Origin of the sequence: Dactylosporangium sp. NPDC051541, from assembly GCF_044454505.1 — a bacterium.
Taxonomy (GTDB): Bacteria; Actinomycetota; Actinomycetes; order Mycobacteriales; family Micromonosporaceae; genus Dactylosporangium.
This window is the reverse complement of the sequence record NZ_JBITDU010000002.1, coordinates 398,110-420,515: the sequence shown is the minus strand read 5'-3', so window position 1 is coordinate 420,515 and position 22,406 is coordinate 398,110. Positions and strand designations below refer to the sequence as shown.

Genomic DNA, 22,406 nt, shown 5'->3' with positions numbered 1-22,406 from the left:
CACGGCGGCACGGCGGCACGGCGGCACGGCGGCACGGCGGCACGGCGGCACGGCGGCACGGCGGCACGGCGGCACGGCGGCACGGCGGCACGGCGGCGCGACGGCGCTCGGCTGGTTGGTAGGTGAGGCAAAGCCCATCTGATACGGCCGCCGGGCCGATTCGGCGTGATGGCGCGGGCTGCAGCAAATGCCACTGCGTCGGCACGGTGTTGACGCGACCGCTGAGGCCAGTTTGACGTGATGGGGCTGGCCGCTGCGGCCGCGGCGGCGCCGGGGTGGTCTGGTCCGGCGGGCGGGTCGCTGGCCGTGCGGCGGCGCCAAGCGGGTGTTAAGTGGTCGCCAACCGCGCGGCCGTCTGCTGTTCCCATGACGAACTCCGAACCGAACCTTGTCGGCATCACCGTCAACCACCGCTCGATGGTCGGCGACGCCCGCCGCTTCGCCGACGTCACCCGGGCCATCGCGGACGGTCACGTCCCCGCCACGCCGGCCCGGGCCAAGGCCATCCACCGGTACCTTCTCACGCTCTGCGACGGTATCCACCACCATCACCAGGCCGAGGACGACGTGCTGTGGCCGATCCTCAACGCCACCGCCGGAGCCGAGGTCGACCTGGCCGAGCTCACCGACGATCACGCCCAGCTCGACCCGCTGCTCGACCGCATCCGCACGCAGTCCGCCGCGCTCGCCGCAGCACCCGCCGACCGCGACGCCGCCGCTCGGCTGGCCGACTCCCTCGCCACGCTGCGTGACCTCCTCGACGAGCACATCGAGGACGAGGAGCGCACCGTGTTCCCGGTGATCCGCCGTTACGTCTCCGGCGCCCAGTGGCAGCAGGTCGAGACCGCGGTCCGCAAGGGCGGCAAGATGGGCTTCGAGCTGCCGCGCATCGAACGCTATGCGACCCCGGCCGAGCTGGATGAGCTGTACCGCCTGGCCGGCCCGGTCCTGCGCCTGATGCTCGCGGCCGTCCGCCCCGCCTTCCTCCGCCGCGAACGCCTCATCTTCGGCTGACGTCCACCGCGAATGCCAACCGCCGTCTCCGTAGCGAACGCGTTCGTTGCCGTCGGCACCGGAAAGCTGGCGCCACGGTGCAGGTGACGCCATCGTGCAGCCCGCCTTTGCCGCCGCCATCATCGAGGCCGTGACAGCAACCGAAACGAACGCGTTCGGTGCCAGCTGACGAACGCGTTCGGTGCTACATCCAGGGCTTGGCTCCGGTCCGGGCGGCCAGTTCCTTGGCCGCCTGGAGGTGGCCGTCGGCGGGTCGTCCGAGCAAGGCGGCCAGCTTGCCGAGCACCAGGTCGACCGGCGGCCCCGGCACCGTCCCGCTGGCCAGCCCCACGAACTGTCCGGCCCACGGCCGCAGCTGTTCGTAGCACCGCGCCGCGACCGCGGTGTCCCCGATGGCGGCCGCGTTCTCACCGCGGAGCCCCATCATCGCCAGCCAGTAGTAGTCCTCCCGGATAGGCAGCTCCGGCTTCCACGCCGCGCGGGCCTCGTCCAGCCGGCCGGCGTCGACGAGCGCGCGGGTGATGAACTCACCCGCCTCCGCCTCGGCGGTGGGCAGCGTCCGTAGCGGCTCCAGCACGGGCAGCAAGGTGTGCCCGAGCCCCTGCGTGAGCCGGACGAAGAACACGCCAACGAGACTGACCAGGTTGGCGTTGGGCTGCCCGGCCGCCTCGATCCGCTCTCCGAGCTCCGTGTAGATACGTTCCGCGGTCGCGTGGTCACCGGCGAACAGGGCCCGGATCGCGCCCAGGATCGCCATCACGGAGAGTGTCACCCCGAGCTGCCCGGTGGTGGACCGCTCCAAGGCCCGGTCCAAATGCTCCTGGGCCAGTCGCAGATCGTTACGCTCCAACGCCGCCTGGTACAGCACGTGGTGCGCCTGCGCCTGGAACCCGAGCAGCCCGCTCCGCTCCGCCACGGAGAGCAACTCCGCGCCCACGGCGGGCAGCTGGTGGCGTCCCTCGGGATTGAGGACCGCGAAGTACCGGGCGTTCAGCGCCTGACACAACACGAGCGCGTCCCCGTCGGCGCGCGCGAGCTCCAGGGCCTCCGTGCTCGCTTCGTCACACCGTGTGAGGTCATCGCCTTCCAGCTCGTATACCAACGCCACGAGCATCCGTGCCCGCATGGAAGCGCTGACCCCGGGCTGCGCCAGCGCCTGCTCGAGGAGATCAACCAGCGGCTGGTCAACGGTCCGAGCGACCCGGATCGACCACGCCACCGGCGCATCAAAGGACGCCAAGGCCCGAACCAGCGAAGCCGACCCAGAACCGCCCGTGAGCGCGTCGGCCAAAGAACCAGCCCTTACCAAAGACCCGGCCTCTGCCAATGAGCCGGCCTCTGCCAATGAGCCGGCCTCGACCAAAGAGCCGGCCTCGACCAAAGAGCTTGCCACCACCGGCAAGCCAGCCTCCGTCAGAGAATCGACGTCCACCAGGGAAGCGGCCTCCACAGCCGCCCACCGCGAAGCCCGTGCCCCCAACATGTCACCCGAGTTGGCCCGCGCCGACGTAAGGCCGCACAACAGATCAAGCCGCAACGCAGCCGAAGCATCATTGGGGTCAGCCGACGCGGGCCGCCGCAGAGCGAGGGCGTCCAACGCGGCCGCGTACAGCTGCCCCGCCTCCCGGTGCGCGAACAACGCCGCCGCCTGCCGTGCCGCCGCTCCGGCATGCCCGGCCGCCCGCACCGCCGAAGCGGGAGTGGCCGCCGCGAGAGCATGATGACCGAGCGCGGCAACATCACCCGGAGTGGTCCGCTCCAACACGTTCAGCACGCGCTCATGCAGTCGGCGCCGCCGCAGCTGGGGCATGTCGTCGTACAGCACATCCCGTAACAGCGCGTGACCGAACCGCACCCGGCCTGGCGCGGGCTCTTCCAGCAGCCCGGCGAGCACCCCGGCCTCGAGCCCGTCGAGGACCGCGTCCTCATCCTCCGCGAACGCCGATGACAGCACGTCGATGTCGACGTCACGCCCCAGGATCGACGCATGCCGCAGTACCGTCTGGGCCGCAGCCGGCAGCCGGGCCAGCCGCCGCCGCAGGACGTGCCCGATCCCGGCCGGGATCGCCCGCACCGCGCTGCCCGTGCCCTCGGCGGAGATCAACCGGGCCGTCTCGGCCAGGAACAGCGGATTCCCGCCGGTCCGCGCGTGCACGACGGCCGCGACCGACTCGTCGACGGGAGCCCCGAGATGCGCGGCCAGAACCTGGGCCGCCGCATCCGCGGAGAGTCCGCCGAGCAGCAGCTCACTGGAGCGCGGCCCGGCAAGCGCGGCTCGAGCGGCCTGCAGCTGCGGCTGATCCTCCCCAGTACGGAACGTGGCGACAATCAACACCGAACGTGACGCCAGCGAGACGGCGACATGCCGCAAAACCTGCAGGGTCTCACCATCAGCGCGGTGTACATCGTCCAGCACCACCAGTAGCGATCCACCCGACCCGAGCCGCTCCCCAACGGCCTGTGCGAGCTGAAACTGATCCAGGCCGGCATGCACGCTCGGCGCCGAATCGCCGGCGAGCACATCGGCCAAGACCTCGGCCCATGCCCATGCCGGCGGCGCCCCGTCGACCTCCGGGCAGCGCCCCCACGCGACCGGCCAGCCCCGACCGGCCACCGCCGCCGAGAACGCCCGCACGAGCGTCGACTTCCCGGCGCCGGCCTCGCCCCCGACCCAAACGATCCGAAGCCCCTCCAGGTGTACTGCCTGTGCCGCCGAATCCAGCACCGCAAGCTCACGATCCCGCCCGACCGCCGCAACCCCAGCCGTCACCGAGAGTGCACCAAAAGTCACCACCGGAGCCGGTACGGCACCAAGAGTCAGTACGACACCAGGACCGGCTCCGGCATCACCGTCCGCTGCCGAGCCATCACCCGCTGCCAAGCCACCACCCCATGCCGCCCCACCCGCTGCCGCCTCACTACCCGCTGCCGCAACATCACTCGCTCCGGCATCACGACCTGCTATCGCACCGCCACCCGCTGTCAACTCGCCACCCGCTGTCAATTCGCCAGCCGCTGCGGACTCGCCAGCCGCTGCGGTATCACGACCCAGTGCGACGGAACCCGTCACGCTCGGTGGCAGCGGAGCATCCGCCGACAGGTGATCGGCCTGTGCGAGCACATCCGACTCCAACGCCCGCAGCGCCGGCCCCGGATCCACCCCCAGCTCCTCGGCGAGCCGATCCCGGGCCTGCCGCAACACGGCGAGCGCGTCGGCCTGCCGCCCGGCCCGGTACAGCGCGGTCGCCAGGACATGCACGGCCGCCTCGCGCAGCGGATGCTCCCGCACGTGCCGGTCGAGCTCGGGTACCACCAGCGCCGCCCGCCCCAGCCGCAGCGCCACCCGCCCGGCCGCCTCGACGCCGGCGAGGCGCAGCTCCTCGAGGCGAGCCGCCTCCGGGGTGGCCCAGGCCTCGTCGGCGAACTCGGCGTACGCGGGCCCGGCCCACGCGTCGAGCGCGGCCCGCAGCAGCCGGTCGGCAGCGCGAGGGTCAGCCTCGGCGAGGTCGCTGCCCTGCCGCAGCATCGTCTCGAACCGCCACGCGTCGACCTGCTCCTCGGCCAGCCGCAGCGCGTACCCGGGCGCCACCGACACGACGATCGTGGCCGGGGTGCGCGGGGCGCGGCCGGGTTCCAGGATGCGGCGCAGGTTGGACACGTACACCTGCAGCGCGGCCAGGGCCTTCGGCGGTGGCTCGCCCTGCCACAGGTCGTCGATGAACCGGTCGGTCGGCACCACGTGGCCGCCGGCGGCGACGAGCCGGGCCAGGACCGCTCGCTGCCGAGGGCCACCGGTGTCGGCCGGTGACCCGCCGACCACGGTCCGCAGCGGCCCCAGCACGTCGATGGTCACGGACATCGGGCTCACTCCCGGTATCCGATCATGGACGACCGCGGCCGACAACCGATCTTCGGACATCGGACAGCGGGCGTCACGGAAAGTCACCGGGCCGCGTGACGTCTCCCGCGACCCGGTGACCGACAATCACCCGTCAGTGAAACAGCGAGCTCACGGACTCGCCGTTGTGGATCCGCCGCATCGCCTCCGCCATGGCCGGCGCGATCGACAGCACCCGCAGCTTCGGCACCCACTTGTCCTTCGGCAGCGGCACACTGTTCGTGCACACGATCTCCAGCACGTCCTCCTGCTCCTGCAGGCGCTTGAGCGCGTCGCCGGTGAACAGGCCGTGCGTGCACGCCACGCGGATGCTCGCGGCGTTGCGTTCCCGCAGCTTGTCGATGAGCTCGAACACGGTACTGCCGCGAGCGATCTCGTCGTCGAGGACGATCACGTCGCGCCCCTCGATGTCGCCGATCACGGTGCTGATGACGACCCGGTCGTCGGAGAAGCGCTGCTTGGCCCCGGCCGCCACCGGTACCGACAGCATTCGCGCGAATGCCGAAGCCGGCTTGGCGTTGCCGAGATCGGGCGACACCACGACGGCGTTGCTGAGGTCGTGCCCGCGGAAGTGCCCGGCCAGCTCTCGCAAAGCGTGCAAATGATCCACTGGTACTGAGAAAAAGCCGTGCACCTGCGGCGAGTGCAGGGTCAGCGTGAGGACGCGGCTGGCACCGGCCGCGGAGAGCAGGTCGGCGACGAGGCGGCCGCCGATGGAGATGCGCGGCTCGTCCTTCTTGTCGGAGCGCGCGTAGGCGTAGTGGGACATGACCACGGTGGTCCGCGCGGCCGACGCCCCCCGCGCGGCGTCGAGCATGAGCAGGAGTTCGACGAGGTGCTCCTGCACCGGCGGCACCAGCGGCTGGATCAGGAACACGTCCCGCTCCCGGCAGTTGGCCTGCAGCTGCACCTCCAGGCAGTCGTTGGCGAAGCGATCCACGCGGACGGGCAGCAGCGGCACCTCGAGCTGCGCGCAGATCTCCTCTGCGAGCGCCGGATGCGCGGTGCCACTGAACACGGCTATGTCGCGCACGAGCGTGACTCCTCGAAGCCGGGGTCTGGTCATGCCGTTGATACCACACCGATCCGGCGGGTTCTCCGCTGCGGCACATCACCCCGCGTCCACCGTCCGAGCGCGGTGTGACGGCCGGCCAACGCAGTGTCCGCATCGCGCACGATGGTGACGCTCCGCGGCCGGCACGCGGTCATCCCGCTGACACCACTCCGATCCGGCGGGTTCTCCGCTGCGGTGCGTCGTCGGCCGGGCACCGTCCGCGCAGCACATACCGGTCGGCGAACCGGGCGACGGCGTCGCGGATCGCCAGTGGCGCGTGACGGCGGGTGAGCACGGCCTGGGCGGCGGTGAAGCAGGCGAGCGCGGCGGCGGCCGTGGCCGGGTCGGCGAGGCCGTCGCGGGCGGCGGCGAGCCAGTCGCGATGCCGGCGCAGCGGTGAGCGCAGGTGCTCGGTGGCCTCGGCGGCGGCCGCGGCACCCTCCGGGTCGTCGAGCAGCGCGGTGACGACGGCCGCCGGCACCACCCAGTCGTCGCCGGCCTGCTGGTCGATCATCCGCAGCTCCAGGTAGCCGCGCGGCCGTACCGGCGGGACCAGTGTGCCGAGGTGCCGCTCGAGGTCGCTGAGCGTCACCGGCCGCGGACCGTGGCCGCGCAGCCAGTCGCGCATGGTGAGCCCGTGCGGCACGTGCCAGCGGGTGCCGGGCTCGGCCGCCGGGTCGTCGCCGTCCGGTGCGACCATGGCCACCTTCGCGGCGAGGGCGTAGCGGGCCCAGGCCTGGCGCGGGTCGTCGGTGCGCCGCGGCGCGCGGGTGCGGCTGGCGTCCGTGCCGAAGCGCAGCGCCTGGCGGTAGGAGACCCAGCGCCGCCCGGCCCGGGTGACGTGCGGCGAGTTCGCGAACGCGGCCATCATGACCGGCCCGATCGCGTCGGCCAGCCACCACCGCCGCGCGAAGTGCGACCAGTCGTCGGCGTCGGCCCCGTCGGTGCCGGAGTCGAGGCACACCTGGATCGACGCCGAGTTCGTCATCACCGTGCGTCCTCGCGCCCCCGACCGATCGTGATACTCGGCCAGGGCCACGTACCGCGGGTGATCGGTCACCAGCCGTGGCCGCCGCGCCATGTCCAGCCCCGTGCCGTCGAGATACAGGCCGTGACCGGCGAGTACCCCGCGTACCAGCGCCAGGTCGCCGGTGAGCGCGCTCGCACAGTCCGTGAGCGACGCCCCCACCGAGCTCGACAGCTCCAGCTGCCCGCCGGGCTCGATCGTGACCGCACTGCCGCCCGGCAGCGGGTTGCCCAAATGCGCCAGCAGGTCCAGGAGCTCCGCCGGCGCCGGACGATGCGAGGGCCGCTGCGGATCGCGCACGCAGTACTCCAGCTCCACGCCGACGCGCCCGACCGGCCCGACCCGGAACCCCGAGGCGGCGACATAGGCGGTGGCGGTGGCTTCGGTGAGGAGGATGGCGGATGTCGTGTCGTTCACGGCGGCCTCCCGGAAGAAGGGTGCGTGCTACCCAGAGTGGTGTTACGCATGGGAAAAGTGATCGTTCAGGTGCGCAGTGCGATGCGGCGGGTCGTGCGGGGTGTGGCGGCGGGCCCGACCGGCGGCGGGGGTGCCGGGCGAGGTGCATTCAATTAGGCGGTCATCCGGCCGTTCTGTCCAGAGTGCGAGGACAACGGGCGGTGAACTCTCGATGGGAACCCGCTGGATGCTCCCAGGGTTCACGGTGGTCGGCCGCCGCCCGCCGAGATCTTGCCTGACATGTCAGATTGCGCGAAAGTACCGGCAAAGATCGATGTTTGTCGGTGGCTTTAGCGTGATTTTCACCGGTCTCAAAAAAGCGTTTTCTCTGGTACTGCCGGTAGGGCCCCAGGTCGCCCGAGCGCGCGGGAAATATGTGTCCGACAATTCCCCGATGAAGTCCGCCGAGCGCTTTCACGATGTCGATTCCAAGCCGATCGCGCAGCGTATCGACAAGGGCAACCAGCTGTGCCGCGGACGCGCCGCCGAGCGTCGGCAACCGGCCGCGACGGGCTCGTGACAGTGCGACGTCCGGTGTGGAGTCGCGTTCGCCGGCTGGGTCGTACCGCGTCCGGCGTCGAGTCATGGAGTAGTCAATGAACTACTGATAGTTGTCAGGTGTGGGCCGCCCGGCCGGGCCGGTGCGTTTCCCGGACGACCTCTGCCCCGGCCACGTCCGTTGACACATCCGGGGTCACACGAAAATCATGCCGCCGCCCGGCCCCGCGCTCACCCGCCGAAGTTCGGCGGGTGAACGCGCAGGACCGGGCGACTTCGGGACTACCAAGGGCTCGCGAAGTCCTGGGTCCAGTAGGGCACGCCGCGGTAGTCGTACGCGACGGCCACCCCGACGTTGCGGAACCGGCAGTTGAGGATGTTGGCCCGGTGGCCGGGGCTGTTCATCCAGGCGTTCATGACGGATCGCGCGTCCGGCTGGCCCCAGGCGATGTTCTCGCCGTAGGTGGACCAGCGGTACCCGGCGGCCCGGACCCGCCCGCCGGGGGAGCCCCCGCCGGGTGACCCGTGCGAGAAGTAGCCGCGCCCGGCCATGTCCCGCGAGTGCTGCCAGGCGGCGAACCCGAGCCGCGAACTGGACGCCACCGGTCCGCATCCGGCCCGCGCCCGCATGTTGTTGGTCAGGGCGACAACCCCGCGAACCATGCCGGACTCGGCCGCGAACGCGGGCCCGGCCTGAACCGCCGCCACCGCCGCGACCGCACCCGCGACGAGCGTCACGGCAATACCCTTCCGGAATCCCATCTCACCTCCACGAAGTAGGGCAGATGGCCTGAAAGTAAGCAGCCGCCAGCCGATCGTCCGGAATCTGACCAAATCTCCCCGCTGGCACCGAACGTGCGGTATTGCCACGCTCACGTCGCCCGTGCCGACCTTCGGCAATTCACTCTCTAGAGTGACGTGAGGATCACAATGCGTAGCAGTGGGTATCAGCCGATATTGGCGATCACCGTGCGTTCGCCCGGCACGCCGGCGGCCACGAGCTGGACAGCGACGGACTCCGCGAACGCAGCACTACCGGCCGCGAACGCACAGTGCTCGGACCAGTCCCGCCCGTCCGCAACGAAACGATCCCGAACGACAACGACCCCGGCCGGGCCGAGCGCAGCCAGCCGATCGGCATCGCCCAGGGCGGCGGACGGCCAGAAAACGGTCACGTCACGCTCAGTGTCAACGCCGACACCAAGGTCAGCGCGGTTACCAACACCTCTGCCTGCGTGAGAGCCAGCGCTGCCGGCGTCGGTACCGCCAGTGACGCTGCCCGCTGCTGGGCTGCGGTCGCGGTCGGTATCGGTGTTTGTGCCGGTGCCGGAGGAGCCCGGAGTCCCAGCCGCAGCCGCAGCAGGTGACGCAGCCGCAGCAGTAGTAGTAGCCGTAGCCGCAAGTGCAGCCGCAGCAGTAGCCGTAGCCGCAGCCAAGCGGAGCGTCAGCAGGGCGGCCTGGATCGGGCCGACAGCGTCACGGTCGGCGATCAGCAGCAGCGGACGGTGACCATCGAGGATCGCCGGTGACCCTACGGGCACGTACAGGTCGACCCGGTCACCCACCGTGGTCCGCTCGACCAGTTCGGCGCCGACCGGGTCGTCGTGGTGCAGCGCCACGTGAAGCTCCACCGCCCGGTCGACCTCCGGCAAGTTGGCGACCCAGCACTCTCGGTGACGGCCCGGCACGGCGGGAACGGCCAGTGCCGCGCGTAGGCCGGGTGGGCACGGATACGGCAGGTACGTCCGCAGCCGCAACACCGCCATATCCGCCCGCCGACGCTCACGTCCGGTGACGATGGCGCTCCAGCGGACCGGATCGTGGACGGCGGCGGCCGCGCCGGCGGCGACCCAGCTGGAGATCAGCCGGCCGGCGTCGCGGAGGGCGGCCTCCTCGTCGGCACGCAACGGCGGAGCCGGCGGGTTCGCCCGGAGGGCGTCGACCAGCAGGATCGCGAGGGCTTCGAGGCGCTGCGGGGGTACGCCGAGGGCCGCGACCGCCGGGCCCAGGTCGGCGCAGCGGGCGGCAACGACGCGGGGGTCGCCGAGGTTGGCGGCCAACCAGGTCACAGCCTCGCGGACCGTCTCACCGCGGACGATCGGGTCGGCCGGCAGGAGGGCGCGCAAGTCGTCGACCGCATGCCGTTCGGCGGGGGCGGCGAGACCGCTGAGACCGGTGATGGCCTCCCAGGCGCGTGCTGCCCGGACCGGCACCTCAGTGATGCCCGCCCCGACGCCGATGGGACCCGCCAGCCGATTCGGAATTCCGCCGGGAGAAGCCGGTAAGCCGCTGGGCGGAGAAGGCAAGCCACTGCGAGAAGCCGGTAAGCCGCTGGGGGAAGGAGGTGAGCCGCCGGGAGAAGGCGGACCATCGGCGCCGATGCCGACCCATGGGGCAGCGAGCCGGGACAGCCGAGGGTCCAGTGGCACCGGAAACGGCGACGGCGACCGGGTCGGCGGCGGAGCCGGGGACGGAGGTGAACCCCAAGGCGGAAGATTCCCAGGACGAGGACCCTGAGGCGTACCCGACGCAGCAGAGGGCGTTGAGCCCGAGGCCATCGCGGACGATCGCACACCCCCAGGCCCCGTCTCGCGTGGCAGTCCAGATCCCGGCAGCAACGGCCCCAGCCCAGACGGCCTCCGCGTGAAAGACCCGTGCGGTAAAGAATCCCGTGGCAAGGCACTCTGCGGCAAAGAACCCTGCGGCAGTGCACTCTGCGGCAAGAGACCCCCTGGCGAGGCACCCCGCGACAAAGGACCTGGAGGCAAAGGACCCCGCGGCGAGGCGTTCGGCGTCGTGGGTTGAGCAGACGGCGGTGCGCCCTGACCAGGACCAAGACCAGAACCAGGACCAGGACCAGGACCAAACGGCGTCGCGGGCGGGCCAGGGGAGCGCGGCGGAGACGTCAGCCGCGACAGAATGCGAAGGAGCGCGGCGTCCATAGCGGTCTCAGCCCGTACCAGCAGCGTGCTCAAGACCTGCTGCAGAGCGACAGCCGAAGTCGCAGCCCCCGGCCGAGGCCCGTCGCCCGGAGGAAGCGCCTTGCCGGAGCCGGGGACCAAGCCACCGGCAGGTATAGCGGAGCCGGAGCCCAAGACGGGCGGAGCCGCGCCCGAAGACGGTGCGGCGGGACGAAGCGGAGGCGGGTCCGGCGGGCCGGCTGCGGGTCCGATCGTGGTCACCGTTCGAGTCTGTGCCCGCCCGCCCCGCCGCGACCCCGGAACCCTACGAAGACGTACGAGCCGGCGACAGCGTGGCCGCCCCGCTCACCGCTAGCAGGTCGTCGAGGGCGGTACGCGCACCGAACCGATACGCCCGCGCGTAGTCCGCCGCCGGCAACGCCTCGCGCAGCGCCGCGTCGGTCGCGGCCCGGGCGGGCTGCTCGCAGGTCGGTGTCGGCGCGCCGATCTCGCGCCGGACCACGTCGGCGGCGGCCAGCAGCGCGGCGCCGTGGGCGGGGTCGCCGGCCCGGCGCCTGCACTCCGCGAGGGCCTCGAGGACGCTGGCCGCCCGCCACCGGTCGCCGACCCGCCGGTGGATGCTCAGGCTGGCCCGGAGGCGTTCGGCGGCGGACGGGAGCCGGTCGTCGGCGAGGTCGACCCGCCCGAGCAGGTCCTGGGCCCAGGCGACGCCCTCGGGGAAGGCCAGCTCGGTGAACCCGTCGAGGGCGGAGGCCAGGTGGCGGCGGGCGGCCGGCTGGTCGCCGCGGTAGTGGGCGACCGCGCCGAGGTGGGTGAGCGATGAGGCGGCGGACTCGGCGTCGGCCAGGTCGCGGAACGCGGTCAGGGAAGCGGCGAGGAGCTCGGCGGCCGCGTCCAGGTCGCCGGACAGCCAGGCCGTGGCCCCGGCGAGCTGGGTGGCGCGGCCTTCTCCCCACGCGTCGGAGGCTTTGCGGTACCACTGCCGCGCCTCTTCCAAATGCAGGCTCGAGACCTCGTAGCGGGCCCGCTCACGCTCGACGCTGCCCAGCAGGGTGAGCAACGGGCCGCGCGCGGGGCCGGAGGTGTGCGGGAGGGCCTGGTGCGCGAGGGCCGCGGCGGCGGGGTAGTCGCAGGCCAGCATGGCGAGGGTGGCGGCCGCGGACAGGGCCGCGACCCGGGCCGGGGGCGGCGCCGACGGCCGGCGGTCGAGGGCGTCGGCGAGCCATTGGCGGCCCTGGGAGTACCCCCCGATGAAATGCTGGAAGGGTGCCATCGCGGCGGCCATGCGCAGGTCCGCGTCGAACGAAGGGCCCGGTCGGGCGGCCAGGCCGGCGAGGGCGGCGCGGAGGTTGTCCTGCTCCAGGGTCAGGGTGTGCAGCCAGGTGCGCTGCTCGGGGCCGCGGATGCCGGCCGCGGCCTGTTCGGCCAGGCCGAGGTAGTGCTCGGCGTGCGCGGCGTGGGCGGCGGCGGACTCGGCGGGGTGCTCGGCGAGGCGGGCCGCGGCGTAGGCGGCGATCGTCTGCAGCAGCCGGCCCCGACCGGCCACGGGCGGCGCGAGCAGTGAACGCTCGGCCAGGGCGGCGAGCAGGCCGGGGCGGTAGGCGGGCAGGGTCGCCACGGCCGCCGCGGACCAGCCGCCCTGGAAGACGGCGAGCTGGCGCAGCAGCGCCTGCTTGTCCGGCGACAGGAGCTGATAACTCCAGTCGAGGGCGGCCCGCAGCGTGCGGTGGTGCTCGGGGCCGGGGGCCTTCGCGTCGGCCAGGACCCGGAACCGGTCGGCGAGGAGCCGGTTGACCTCGGGCACCGACAGCAGCGCGGCCCGGGCCGCGGCCAGCTCGACGGCGAGGGGGAGCCCGTCGAGGGCGGCGCAGATCGTGGCCGCGGCCGGGCGGTGCGCGGGCGGCAGCGGGTGGCCGGTGCGCTCGAACATGCGGGTCTCGAACAGCCGCAGCGCGGTGGCCGGGTCGAGCGGGTGGATGCCGAGGACCGCCTCCGCGGCCAGGCCGAGGGGCTGCCGGCTGGTCGCGAGGACCCGCAGATCCGGTGCGGCCCCGAGCAGCCGCGCCGCGAATTCGGCGACCGCCGGTGCGGCGTGCTCACAGTTGTCGAGCAGCAGCAGGTGTACTGCCCTGAGCGCGGACAGCATCCCATCGAACGTGCTCAGATCGGGGCGGCGGGCCACGCCCAGCGCGTCGAGGACGAACCCGGCCGGATCGCCGGTGTCCATCGTGGACAGATCGACGAAGCGGACCGGGCCGGGGGCGCCCGCCGCGACCGCGACGGCGACCCGGGTCTTGCCGCTGCCGGCCGGTCCGACGAGCGTGACGAGCCGGCCCGCGCCGAGCCGCTCGGCGGCCAGGCGCACCTCGGCGTCCCGCCCGACCAGGGAGGTCAGCGGGGCCGGAAGCGCGGCCGCCGGGTCCATCCGCGTACTGTACCGCCGACCGGCCAGGGCCGCGGGTAGCGTTGTCGGCATGAAGATCGGCGGCCGCTGATGGCGTTTCTCGTCGAGATGCCCGACGGCGGGTTCCTCGAGGTCGAGGAGCGCGACGACCTCGGCCTGGCGGTCGGGGCGGTCGGGGTGCTGGGGGCGTCGCCGCTGGAGGGGACCGGCCTCATCACCTTCGGCGCGGCGGTGCGGACCGGGCTCAGCGAGGACGAGCAGGACGACTTCGCCGACTGGCTGTACGACCGGGTGGTGCTCTTCGCCGAACTCGGCGGCGACGTCGACGGATGGTCACCGCGGGGCGACGGTGCGTGGGAGATCCACGCCTACGGCCCGAGCAGCGACGAACGTCACTGATCCGCGCTGAACGGACGATGAACAGGGGGCCACCCGGGCAGCCCCGCACCCGTTACCCTGACCGACGATGACGATGACGATCGAGGTCTCCGGGGCCGGGCGGCAGCTCAGCGTCGGGGCCGCCACGGAGGTCGGCCGGCGCTACCCGGCCAACTTCGACGTGCTGCACGCCGCCGAGCTGCACCGCCGGCCGGGGCTGTGCGCGGTCGTCGCCGACGGGATGGGCGCCGGCGAGGGCAGCCGCACCGCGGGCCGGATGGCCGTCGACGTCTTCACCGCCGCCGTCCAGCAGCACCGCGGCCCGTTCGAGCCGACCCCGCTGTTCGCCGCGATCGCCGACGCCCAGCGCCGGGTCCGCGCGGCCGGGCAGGAGCTGCGCGAGCTGACCGGCTGCACGCTGACCGCGCTCGTCGCCGACGCGACCGGGGCGTGGGTCACGCAGATCGGCGACAGCCGCGTCTACCGCCTGCGCGGCGGCCTGCTCGAGCTGCTCACCGTCGATCACACCGCGGCGTGGCTCGGCGCCGTCCACGGCTGGTATCCGGCCGACTCCCCGCAGGCGGCGGCGGCCCGCTACCAGCTGCACCGGTTCATCGGGCATCCGGGCCTGCCGGAGCCGGACGTGCTGAGCGTGACGATGTTCCCCGGCGACGTGTACTGCCTGTGCACCGACGGCATCGCCGAGCAGGTCCCGTATCAGTTCATGGAGCGCACGCTGAGCTCGGGCGCCCCGCCGGACGTGATGGCGGCCGAGCTCGTCGCCGCGTCCCTGGAGGCCGGCGGCCGCGACAACGCCACGACCGTCGTCGTCAAGGTCACCTGATCTTCGTCACCTGATCTTCTCGCGGAAGCTCTCCGCCACGATGTTCACGGCCGCGGTGAGGTCCTGCGCGGTCGGGGCGTCGTCGGGGTCGAGGAGCACCTGGGTCAGCACGCCGCTGACCAGCGCCTGGTAGAACGAGCCGACGAGGTCGGCCTTGGCCGGCTCGATGGCCGCGTCGATGCCGTGGAACACCTGCGCCCACAGCCGCCGCGCGTCGCGCATGCCCTCGATCAGCATCGTCTTGACGGCCTCGGACTTCTCCGCCTCCAGGAACGCGTCGAACGTGGCCATGAGCAGCGGGCGCTGCGTGTGCACACTGTTGATCATGTGCTCCCAGTAGCGCTCGAACCGCTCGACCCCGCTGAGTTCCTCCGCGCCGGCCGACATGATCGCCTGAGCGAGGGACAGGCCCCACGCCTCGACGGCCTTCTCCAGGGCGGCGGCCATGAGGTTGGTCATGCCGCCGTAGTGGTAGCCGATCGAACCGAGGTTGGTCCCGGACGCCTCGACGACGTCGCGGGCCGTGGTGCGGGCGTACCCCTTCTCGTAGATGCACCGAACCGCGCCGTCGAGCAGGTCCTCGCGATGTCCCATGGCACCCGATCTTACGAGACAGCCGTGCCAGACGAACGTGCTACACAAGCGTTCTATACAAACGTGTAGCACGTCCGTATAGTTCCGCGCATGGACATCCTGATTTCGGGGGCGAGCGTCGCCGGCCCGGCCCTGGCCCTGTGGCTCAGCCGATACGGCCACGAGGTCACCGTTGTGGAGAAGGCTCCGGCACTGCGGGGCGGGGGCTACGCGGTCGACTTCCGCGGTGCCGTACACCTGGAGACGCTCGACCGCATGGGCCTGCGCGCCGCCCTCGAGGCCCGCGCGACGCACATGGGCGACATCGCCATCGTCGACAGCACGGGCGCCCAGGTCGCGGCCCTGCCGTCGGCGATCTTCAGCGGCGACCTGGAGATCCTGCGCGGCGACCTGGCCGAGGTCCTCTACGCGGCGACGCGGGAGCGGGTCCGGTACCGCTTCGGCGACCAGCTCACCGCCATCACCCAGGACGACGCCGGCGTCGACGTCACCTTCGCCTCCGGCGGCCGGGAGCGCTTCGACCTGGTCGTCGGCTGCGACGGCGTCCACTCGGGCGTGCGCCGCCTGGTCTTCGGCGACAGCGACGAACACAAGCAGCAGCTGGGGGTGTACGGCGGGATCTTCACGATGCCGGGAACGCTGGGCCTGCACCGCACCGGCGTCATGTACAGCGAACCGGCCCGCTCGGTGACGGTCATGTCCCCGCACGGCGGCCCCCAGATCGTGTCGCTGAGCTTCTACGAGCCGGGCTTGCAGTTCGACTATCGCGACACCGCCCAGCAGCGCCGGCTCATCACCGACCGCTTCGCCGGAGCCGCCTGGCGCACCGAGGAACTCCTCGCCGCGATGCACCAGGCCGACGACTTCTGGTTCGACGAGACCACGCAGATCCACCTGGACGGCTGGTCGAAGGGCCGCGTGGTCCTGCTCGGCGACGCCGGCTTCGCGGGCGGCCCGGGCGGCAACGGCACCGGCCTGGCCGTGGTCGGCGCCCACGTCCTCGCCGGCGAACTGGACCGGGCCCGAGGCGACCACCGGCTGGCCTTCGCCCGCTACGAGCGGCTGATGCGCCCATACGTGGCGACCTGCCAGAAGCAGAGCGGCGGCAGCCCCGACTTCCTGGTCCCGACCACGTGGAAGAAGATCGCGCAGCGCAACCGCTTCTTCAAGTCGATCCGCTACATCCCCCTGATGCGCCGCGTCTTCAAGCACTTCGCCACGAAGACCGCGACCGCCTTCGACCTCCCCGACTACGAGGTCCCGGCCCTGACCTGACCCCGGACCGGCCCCGCCCGGACCCGCGCCGCATGGACCGGCGCGGCCCCGTCCAGCCCGGCCGATCTGGCCGTGGCCGATCTGGGGTGGCCGGTCCGGGCGGCGACCACCGTGGCGGCCGTCACACAACAGGAACTGACGGGAACAAGGGGAACGGTTTGTAACTTAAGCCTGACACGCTCAACCTACTTCTGGCAGGTGTGTCTGATGGCTACGCTTCCTGTTCTCCCGCTCAACGATGACGTCCTGCTGCCCGGCATGGTCATTCCCGTGACGCTCGACGCCTCCACGCAGGCCGCCGTCGACGCCGCCCGGGCCGCCGGCGACAAGCGGGTCCTCGCCGTGCCGCGGGTTGACGGCGCATACGGTTCGCACGGTGTCATCGCCGTGCTCGAGAAGGTCGGGCGGCTGCCCAGCGGCGAGCCCGCGGCCGTCATCCGCGGCGTCACCCGGGCCCGGATCGGCGCCGGCGTCCCCGGCCCCGGCGCGGCCCTCTGGGTCGAGGCCACGGAGGTCACCGAGCCCACCCCGGCCGGCAAGGCGCGGGAGCTGGCCCGCGAATACAAGGCCCTCGTCATCGGCGTGCTGCAGGAGCGCGGCGCCTGGCAGGTCATCGACACCGTCGAGAAGATGACCGACCTGTCGGAGCTGGCCGACTCCGCCGGATACGCGCCCTGGCTCACCCTGGAACAGAAGATCGAACTGCTCGAGGCGCCCGACGTCACCGCGCGCCTCGAACTGCTCGTCGAGTGGGCCCGCGGGCACGCCGCCGAGCAGCAGGTCAACGAGAAGATCAACCACGACGTGCGGGAGGGCCTGGAGAAGACCCAGCGCGAGTTCCTCCTGCGCCAGCAGCTGGCCGCGATCCGCAAGGAGCTCGGCGAGGACGAGCCCGACGGGTCCGCCGACTACCGGGCCCGGGTCGAGGCGGCCGAGCTGCCCGACAAGGTCAAGGAGGCGGCGCTGCGCGAGGTCGGCCGGCTCGAACGGGCCAGCGACGCCTCGCCCGAGGCCGGCTGGATCCGGACCTGGCTCGACACGGTCCTGGAGATGCCGTGGAACGAGCGGACCGAGGACAACACCGACCTCGCCGCCGCCCGGGCCGTGCTCGACGCCGACCACGCCGGCCTGGCCGACGTGAAGGACCGCATCCTGGAGTACCTCGCCGTGCGCAACCGCCGCGCGGAGAAGAACCTGCAGGTCGTCGGCGGCCGCGGCTCCGGGGCCGTGCTCGCCCTGGCCGGCCCGCCCGGGGTCGGCAAGACCAGCCTCGGCGAGTCCGTGGCCCGCGCGCTCGGGCGCAAGTTCGTCCGGGTGTCGCTCGGCGGCGTCCGCGACGAGGCCGAGATCCGCGGGCACCGGCGCACCTACGTCGGCGCGCTGCCCGGGCGGATCGTGCGGGCCCTGCGCGAGGCGGATTCGATGAACCCGGTCGTGCTCCTCGACGAGGTCGACAAGCTCGCCGCCGGCTACGCCGGTGACCCGGCCGCGGCCCTCCTGGAGGTCCTCGACCCGGCGCAGAACCACACGTTCCGCGACCACTACCTCGAGGTCGACCTCGACCTGTCCGACGTGCTGTTCCTGGCCACCGCGAACGTGGTCGAGACCATCCCCGGGCCGCTGCTGGACCGGATGGAGCTCGTCGCCCTGGACGGGTACACCGAACAGGAGAAGGTCGCGATCGCCCGGGACCACCTGCTGCCCCGGCAGCTGGAGCGGGCCGGGCTGGACGCCGCCGACTTCACCATCTCCGACGAGGCCCTGGGCCGCATCGCCGGCGAGCACACCCGCGAGGCCGGGGTGCGGCAGCTGGAGCGGTCCCTGGCCAAGATCCTGCGCAAGGTCGCGGTGGCCCTGGCCGGCGACCCGGCGCCGGTGCACGTCGGGGTCGACGAGGTCGCGACCTACCTGGGCCGGGCCCGGTTCACCCCCGAGTCGGCCGAGCGCACCGCCGTCCCCGGCGTGGCGACCGGCCTGGCGGTGACCGGCGCCGGCGGTGACGTGCTGTTCATCGAGGCGATCTCGATGGAGGGCGAGCCCGGCCTGACCCTGACCGGGCAGCTCGGCGACGTGATGAAGGAGTCGGCGCACATCGCGCTGTCGTACCTGCGCTCCAACGGGCGCCGGCTCGGCATCGACCCCAACCAGCTCGCCGGGCGCCGCATCCACCTGCACGTCCCGGCGGGTGCGGTCCCGAAGGACGGCCCGAGCGCCGGCATCACCATGGTGACGGCCCTGGCGTCCCTGGCGACCGGCCGCCCGGTCCGCCCCGAGTTCGGGATGACCGGCGAGGTCACCCTGGCCGGGCGGGTCCTGCCGATCGGCGGCGTGAAGCAGAAGCTCCTCGCCGCGCACCGGGCCGGCCTGACCGAGGTCATCATCCCGAAGCGCAACGAGCCCGACCTGGACGACCTGCCGGAGGAGGTGCGGTCGCAGCTGACCGTCCACGCCCTCGCCGACGTCGCCGACGTCCTCGCCCTGGCCCTGCGCCCGGCCGACGACCCGGCCGTCCCCGACTTCGTCCCGACGACCATCTAACACCCGGCAAAACCGGCAGATACCCCGTCGGGCGAAAATCCGATATGTCGCGGCGCGGAGCGCCCGACATATCGGCCGGCCGACAAGCACACGGCGCCACGGTCTGGATACCGTGGCGCCGTGACGTTTGTACTGACCTGGGACGACGTACTCCACTGGCGGTGCTACCAGCAGTGGCTCCACCGCCCCGCCGAGGCCGAGGACCCGGTCGCGGTCGTGACGCGGTTGGCCGGCGTGCAGGCCCAGGTGGCGTCGTGCGCCGAACAGGCCGTGGCCGCCCGCCAGGACCAGCCCGATCCCGGGGCGGTCAAGCAGGCGCTGGTCCGCGGAGACCTGATCAAGACGTGGGCCGCCCGCGGCACCCTGCACCTGCTCCCACCGGACCTGGCCAAGGCCCAGCTGGCCCTGCTGGCGGCCGCCCGGACCTGGGAGAAGGGCGCCTGGCAGAGGACGTTCGTGACCACCGCGCAGATGGACCGGATCACCGAGGCGGCGGCCGAGGTCCTCGACGGCCGGGTCCTGACCCGCGAGGAGCTCACCGCCGCGATCGTCGAGCACGCCAAGGACCCGACCCTGGAGGATCACCTGAAGTCCGGCTGGGGCACGGTCCTCAAGCCGGTCGCCTGGCAGGGCCTGCTCGTGTACGGCACCGACGGCGTCGCCTTCACGCGACCCACCTGGGGCGACCTCCCGGAGCCCGCGACGGCCGCCCGGACCGTGATCCCGGCCTATCTCGGCGCCTACGGTCCGGCGTCGGCGGCGACGTTCGACCAGTGGCTGATCCGCGGCCAGTCCAGGAAGGCCGCGCTCCGGCAGTGGTTCGCGGAGCTGCTCGAGGACGGCGTCCTGGCCGAGGTCGACGTCGCGGGGGAGCGGCTCTACGCCCGCACGGAAGACCTGCGGACACTGCAAAGACCCCAAAGCTTCCCGGGGGTACGGCTCCTGCCCGCGTTCGACCAGTTCGTCCTCGGCCCCGGCACCGCCGACACCCGCGTCATCCCGAAGGAGCGACGCCCGCAGGTCAGCCGGGCCGCGGGCTGGATCTCACCGGTCGTCGTGCACGAGGGCCGGGTCGCGGGCGTCTGGGACGAGGCCGGGGAGACGCTGTGGGCGAAGGTCCCGGCCAAGGCGATCAAGGCTGAGCGGGCGCGCCTTCCTTGAGCAGGGCCCGCGCCTTCTGCGGGTCCTGCTCGCCGAGCGCCGACGACGGGCACTCCGGGGCCAGGGGGCAGGCGCCGCAGGCGGGTCTGCGGGCGTGGCAGGTCCGCCGGCCGTGCAGGATCAGCAGCTGGTTGACGGCGATCCAGTCCTTGCGGTCGTAGCGGGCCGCGATCGCCGCCTCGGCCGCGTCGACGTCCTTCTCCGGCGCCCACCCGAGCCGGTGCGCGACCCGGGCCGTGTGCGTGTCGACGGAGATCGCCGGCTGCCCGAACGCGTTGCCCAGCACCATGTTCGCCGTCTTGCGCCCGACCCACGGCAGCGCGACGAGCTCATCGAGGGTCTCCGGCACCGCCCCGGCGTGACGTTCGACGAGGACGGCCGCGAGCTTGATGACGTTGCGGGTCTTCTGCCGGTAGAACCCGACCGGGACCAGGATCTGCTCCATCTCCTCCTGGTCGGCGGCGGCGAGGTCGGCCGCGGCCGGGTAGCGCTCGAACAGCGCCGGCCGCACGGCGTTGACCCGCTCGTCCAGGGTCTGCGCGGCCAGGGTCGCGGCGACGAGCAGCTGCAGCGGCGAGTCGAAGTCGAGCTCGAGGCGGTGGCCGGGGTAGCGGGCCTGCAGCAGGCGCAGCACGCGCCGGGCGCGCCGCTTCTCGGCGATGGGCAGGCCCGGGCCCGGCTCAGCAGTCACCGCGGAAGCCTACTGCGGCCCCGCCGGCGAAGCCGTCCCATCCATGGCGACCACCCGGGCGGGTCGCTCACGCGCCCAAACGGTCCGCTGGAACGCCCCGGTGTCCGGCGGCGGACCCGCGCTCGGCCGGGCCACCTCACCCGGTGACGTTCCCCGCCCTCCGTGCGAGCGCCTCGCCGGGAGGTCACCGGCGATCGGCGACCTCCCGCCGGACGGTTCAGATGAGGCCGAGGCGCTCGACGGCCTGGCGCTCCTCCTCGAGCTCCGCCACCGACGCGTCGATGCGGGCCCGGGAGAACTCGTTGATGTCAAGGCCCTGGACGATCTGCCACTGGCCGCCGGCCGAGGTGACCGGGAAGGAGGAGATGAGGCCGGCGGGGACGCCGTAGGAGCCGTCGGAGACGATCGCGGCCGACGTCCAGTTGCCCTCGGGGGTGCCGTTGACCCAGTCGTAGACGTGGTCGATCGCGGCCGACGCGGCGGAGGCGGCCGACGACGCGCCGCGGACCTCGATGATCTCGGCGCCGCGCTTGGCGACCCGGGGGATGAACTCGTCGGCCAGCCACTGCTGGTCGCCGACGGCCTCCGCGGCGTTGCGGCCGCCGACCTCGGCGTGGAAGAGGTCCGGATACTGCGTCGCCGAGTGGTTGCCCCAGATCGTCAGCTTGCGGATCTCCGCCACCGGCACCGACAGCTTGCGGGCCAGCTGCGACAGGGCCCGGTTGTGGTCGAGGCGGGTCATGGCGGTGAACCGGTCGGCCGGGACGTCGGGGGCGTGGCGCTGCGCGATGAGGGCGTTGGTGTTGGCCGGGTTGCCCACGACGAGGACCTTGATGTCGTCGGCGGCACCGGCGTTGATCGCCTCGCCCTGCGGCTTGAAGATGCCGCCGTTGGCCTCGAGGAGGTCGCCGCGCTCCATGCCCTTGGTCCGGGGCCGGGCCCCGACGAGCAGCGCCACGTTGGCGCCGGAGAAGGCGGCCTTCGGGTCGTCGAACACGTCGACCCCGGCGAGCAGCGGGAACGCCCCGTCCTCGAGCTCCAGGGCGGTGCCCTCGGCGGCCCGCACGGCCTGCGGGATCTCCAGCAGCCGGAGCTTGACCCGCGTGTCGGCGCCGAGCAGCTGCCCGGAGGCGATGCGGAACAGCAGCGCGTAGCCGATCTGGCCGGCCGCGCCGGTCACTGTGACATTGACGGACGAGTCGCTCATAAGCAGTCTCCTGGCAGCAACGGCGGGTGTGCTTCTGCAGACAAACTATCCTCGCCGCCCGATCGGCCGTTCACCTTCCGGTGACTCCGTGTGGCTTACGGCACTCGATCAGGTACCGCGCCGTCGAGGCCCGGAACACGCCCTCCCGCTCGATGAGCTCGTGCATCGCCTCCAGTTCGCGGTGGTACCGCCCGATCGTGAAACCCGGCACGATCCAGATCACCTTGCGCAGGTACACCGCGACCGCCGCCACGTCGAAGAACTCCATCCGCAGCGTCGCCGCCCGCACGTCCACGACCTCGAGCCCGGCGTCCTCGGCGCCGCGGCGGGCCCGGGCCACGCTGCGCCCGTCGCCGACCGGCTGCGGCCCCATCATGAAGTCGGTGACCTCGGCCGCGGTGCCGACGCCGACGTGCTGCGCGAAGTACGTCCCGCCGGGCGCCAGC

General features: G+C 72.6%; 16 protein-coding genes. 7 read left to right on the top strand and 9 right to left on the bottom strand.

The features are described from left to right. Positions 1-366: 366 nt before the first annotated feature. Positions 367-1,014: a hemerythrin domain-containing protein gene (locus tag ACIA8L_RS09980; protein WP_395902526.1), complete on the top strand. Its 648-nt coding sequence runs from the start codon at positions 367-369 to the stop codon at positions 1,012-1,014. A 184-nt stretch (positions 1,015-1,198) separates the two neighbouring features. Here ACIA8L_RS09980 and ACIA8L_RS09975 read toward each other — a convergent pair whose 3' ends face one another. From ACIA8L_RS09975 to ACIA8L_RS09965, 3 genes are all read right to left on the bottom strand, one after another. Next, positions 1,199-4,873, bottom strand: a complete 3,675-nt coding sequence (locus tag ACIA8L_RS09975; protein ID WP_395902524.1) for a BTAD domain-containing putative transcriptional regulator — start codon at positions 4,871-4,873, stop codon at positions 1,199-1,201. Between the two features lie 133 nt (positions 4,874-5,006). Continuing rightward, positions 5,007-5,945 carry a ribose-phosphate diphosphokinase gene (locus ACIA8L_RS09970; protein WP_395904178.1) on the bottom strand — a complete coding sequence of 313 codons (939 nt, stop codon included), beginning with the start codon at positions 5,943-5,945 and terminating at the stop codon, positions 5,007-5,009. A 172-nt stretch (positions 5,946-6,117) separates the two neighbouring features. Then, the gene (locus ACIA8L_RS09965) at positions 6,118-7,410 is read right to left on the bottom strand and encodes a glutamate-cysteine ligase family protein (RefSeq protein ID WP_395902523.1); all 1,293 of its coding nucleotides are present in this window, start codon (positions 7,408-7,410) and stop codon (positions 6,118-6,120) included. A 433-nt stretch (positions 7,411-7,843) separates the two neighbouring features. On the opposite strand from ACIA8L_RS09965, the gene ACIA8L_RS09960 reads away from it, so the two are divergent. Next, on the top strand, positions 7,844-7,969 hold the full coding sequence (locus tag ACIA8L_RS09960; RefSeq protein ID WP_395902522.1) for a hypothetical protein: 126 nt from the start codon (positions 7,844-7,846) through the stop codon (positions 7,967-7,969). A 260-nt stretch (positions 7,970-8,229) separates the two neighbouring features. On the opposite strand, the gene ACIA8L_RS09955 is transcribed toward ACIA8L_RS09960, so the two are convergent. The 3 genes from ACIA8L_RS09955 to ACIA8L_RS09945 form a co-directional block, all read right to left on the bottom strand. Beyond that, complete coding sequence (locus tag ACIA8L_RS09955) at positions 8,230-8,709, bottom strand: CAP domain-containing protein (RefSeq protein WP_395902521.1); 480 nt, start codon at positions 8,707-8,709, stop codon at positions 8,230-8,232. A gap of 185 nt (positions 8,710-8,894) precedes the next feature. Further along, positions 8,895-10,160: a hypothetical protein gene (locus tag ACIA8L_RS09950; protein ID WP_395902520.1), complete on the bottom strand. Its 1,266-nt coding sequence runs from the start codon at positions 10,158-10,160 to the stop codon at positions 8,895-8,897. 1,012 nt (positions 10,161-11,172) lie between these two features. After that, entirely contained in the window at positions 11,173-13,293 is a 2,121-nt protein-coding gene (locus tag ACIA8L_RS09945; protein ID WP_395902519.1) for an ATP-binding protein, read from the bottom strand. Positions 13,294-13,362: 69 nt separating this feature from the next. Between ACIA8L_RS09945 and ACIA8L_RS09940 the strand changes: the two genes are divergently transcribed. Both ACIA8L_RS09940 and ACIA8L_RS09935 read left to right on the top strand, forming a co-directional pair. Beyond that, positions 13,363-13,671: a hypothetical protein gene (locus ACIA8L_RS09940; protein ID WP_395902518.1), complete on the top strand. Its 309-nt coding sequence runs from the start codon at positions 13,363-13,365 to the stop codon at positions 13,669-13,671. 67 nt (positions 13,672-13,738) lie between these two features. Next, the gene (locus tag ACIA8L_RS09935; RefSeq protein ID WP_395902515.1) at positions 13,739-14,494 is read left to right on the top strand and encodes a PP2C family protein-serine/threonine phosphatase; all 756 of its coding nucleotides are present in this window, start codon (positions 13,739-13,741) and stop codon (positions 14,492-14,494) included. A 6-nt stretch (positions 14,495-14,500) separates the two neighbouring features. Here the strand turns inward: ACIA8L_RS09935 and ACIA8L_RS09930 are convergent, their stop codons facing one another. After that, the gene (locus tag ACIA8L_RS09930) at positions 14,501-15,088 is read right to left on the bottom strand and encodes a TetR/AcrR family transcriptional regulator (protein ID WP_395902513.1); all 588 of its coding nucleotides are present in this window, start codon (positions 15,086-15,088) and stop codon (positions 14,501-14,503) included. 90 nt (positions 15,089-15,178) lie between these two features. On the opposite strand from ACIA8L_RS09930, the gene ACIA8L_RS09925 reads away from it, so the two are divergent. The 3 genes from ACIA8L_RS09925 (at position 15,179) to ACIA8L_RS09915 (ending at position 20,062) form a co-directional block, all read left to right on the top strand. Beyond that, positions 15,179-16,363 (top strand): FAD-dependent monooxygenase, encoded by a 1,185-nt coding sequence (locus tag ACIA8L_RS09925; RefSeq protein WP_395902511.1) that lies wholly within the window; start codon positions 15,179-15,181, stop codon positions 16,361-16,363. 207 nt (positions 16,364-16,570) lie between these two features. Then, positions 16,571-18,901, top strand: a complete 2,331-nt coding sequence (gene lon / locus ACIA8L_RS09920; RefSeq protein ID WP_395902509.1) for an endopeptidase La — start codon at positions 16,571-16,573, stop codon at positions 18,899-18,901. Positions 18,902-19,021: 120 nt separating this feature from the next. Further along, positions 19,022-20,062: a DNA glycosylase AlkZ-like family protein gene (locus ACIA8L_RS09915; RefSeq protein ID WP_395902508.1), complete on the top strand. Its 1,041-nt coding sequence runs from the start codon at positions 19,022-19,024 to the stop codon at positions 20,060-20,062. Here ACIA8L_RS09915 and nth read toward each other — a convergent pair. After that, positions 20,034-20,753: an endonuclease III gene (nth, locus tag ACIA8L_RS09910; RefSeq protein WP_395902506.1), complete on the bottom strand. Its 720-nt coding sequence runs from the start codon at positions 20,751-20,753 to the stop codon at positions 20,034-20,036. The two genes, ACIA8L_RS09915 and nth, sit on opposite strands and share 29 nt — an antisense overlap. A 217-nt stretch (positions 20,754-20,970) precedes the next feature. Next, positions 20,971-21,960: a malate dehydrogenase gene (locus ACIA8L_RS09905; RefSeq protein ID WP_395902504.1), complete on the bottom strand. Its 990-nt coding sequence runs from the start codon at positions 21,958-21,960 to the stop codon at positions 20,971-20,973. Positions 21,961-22,406 lie beyond the last annotated feature (446 nt).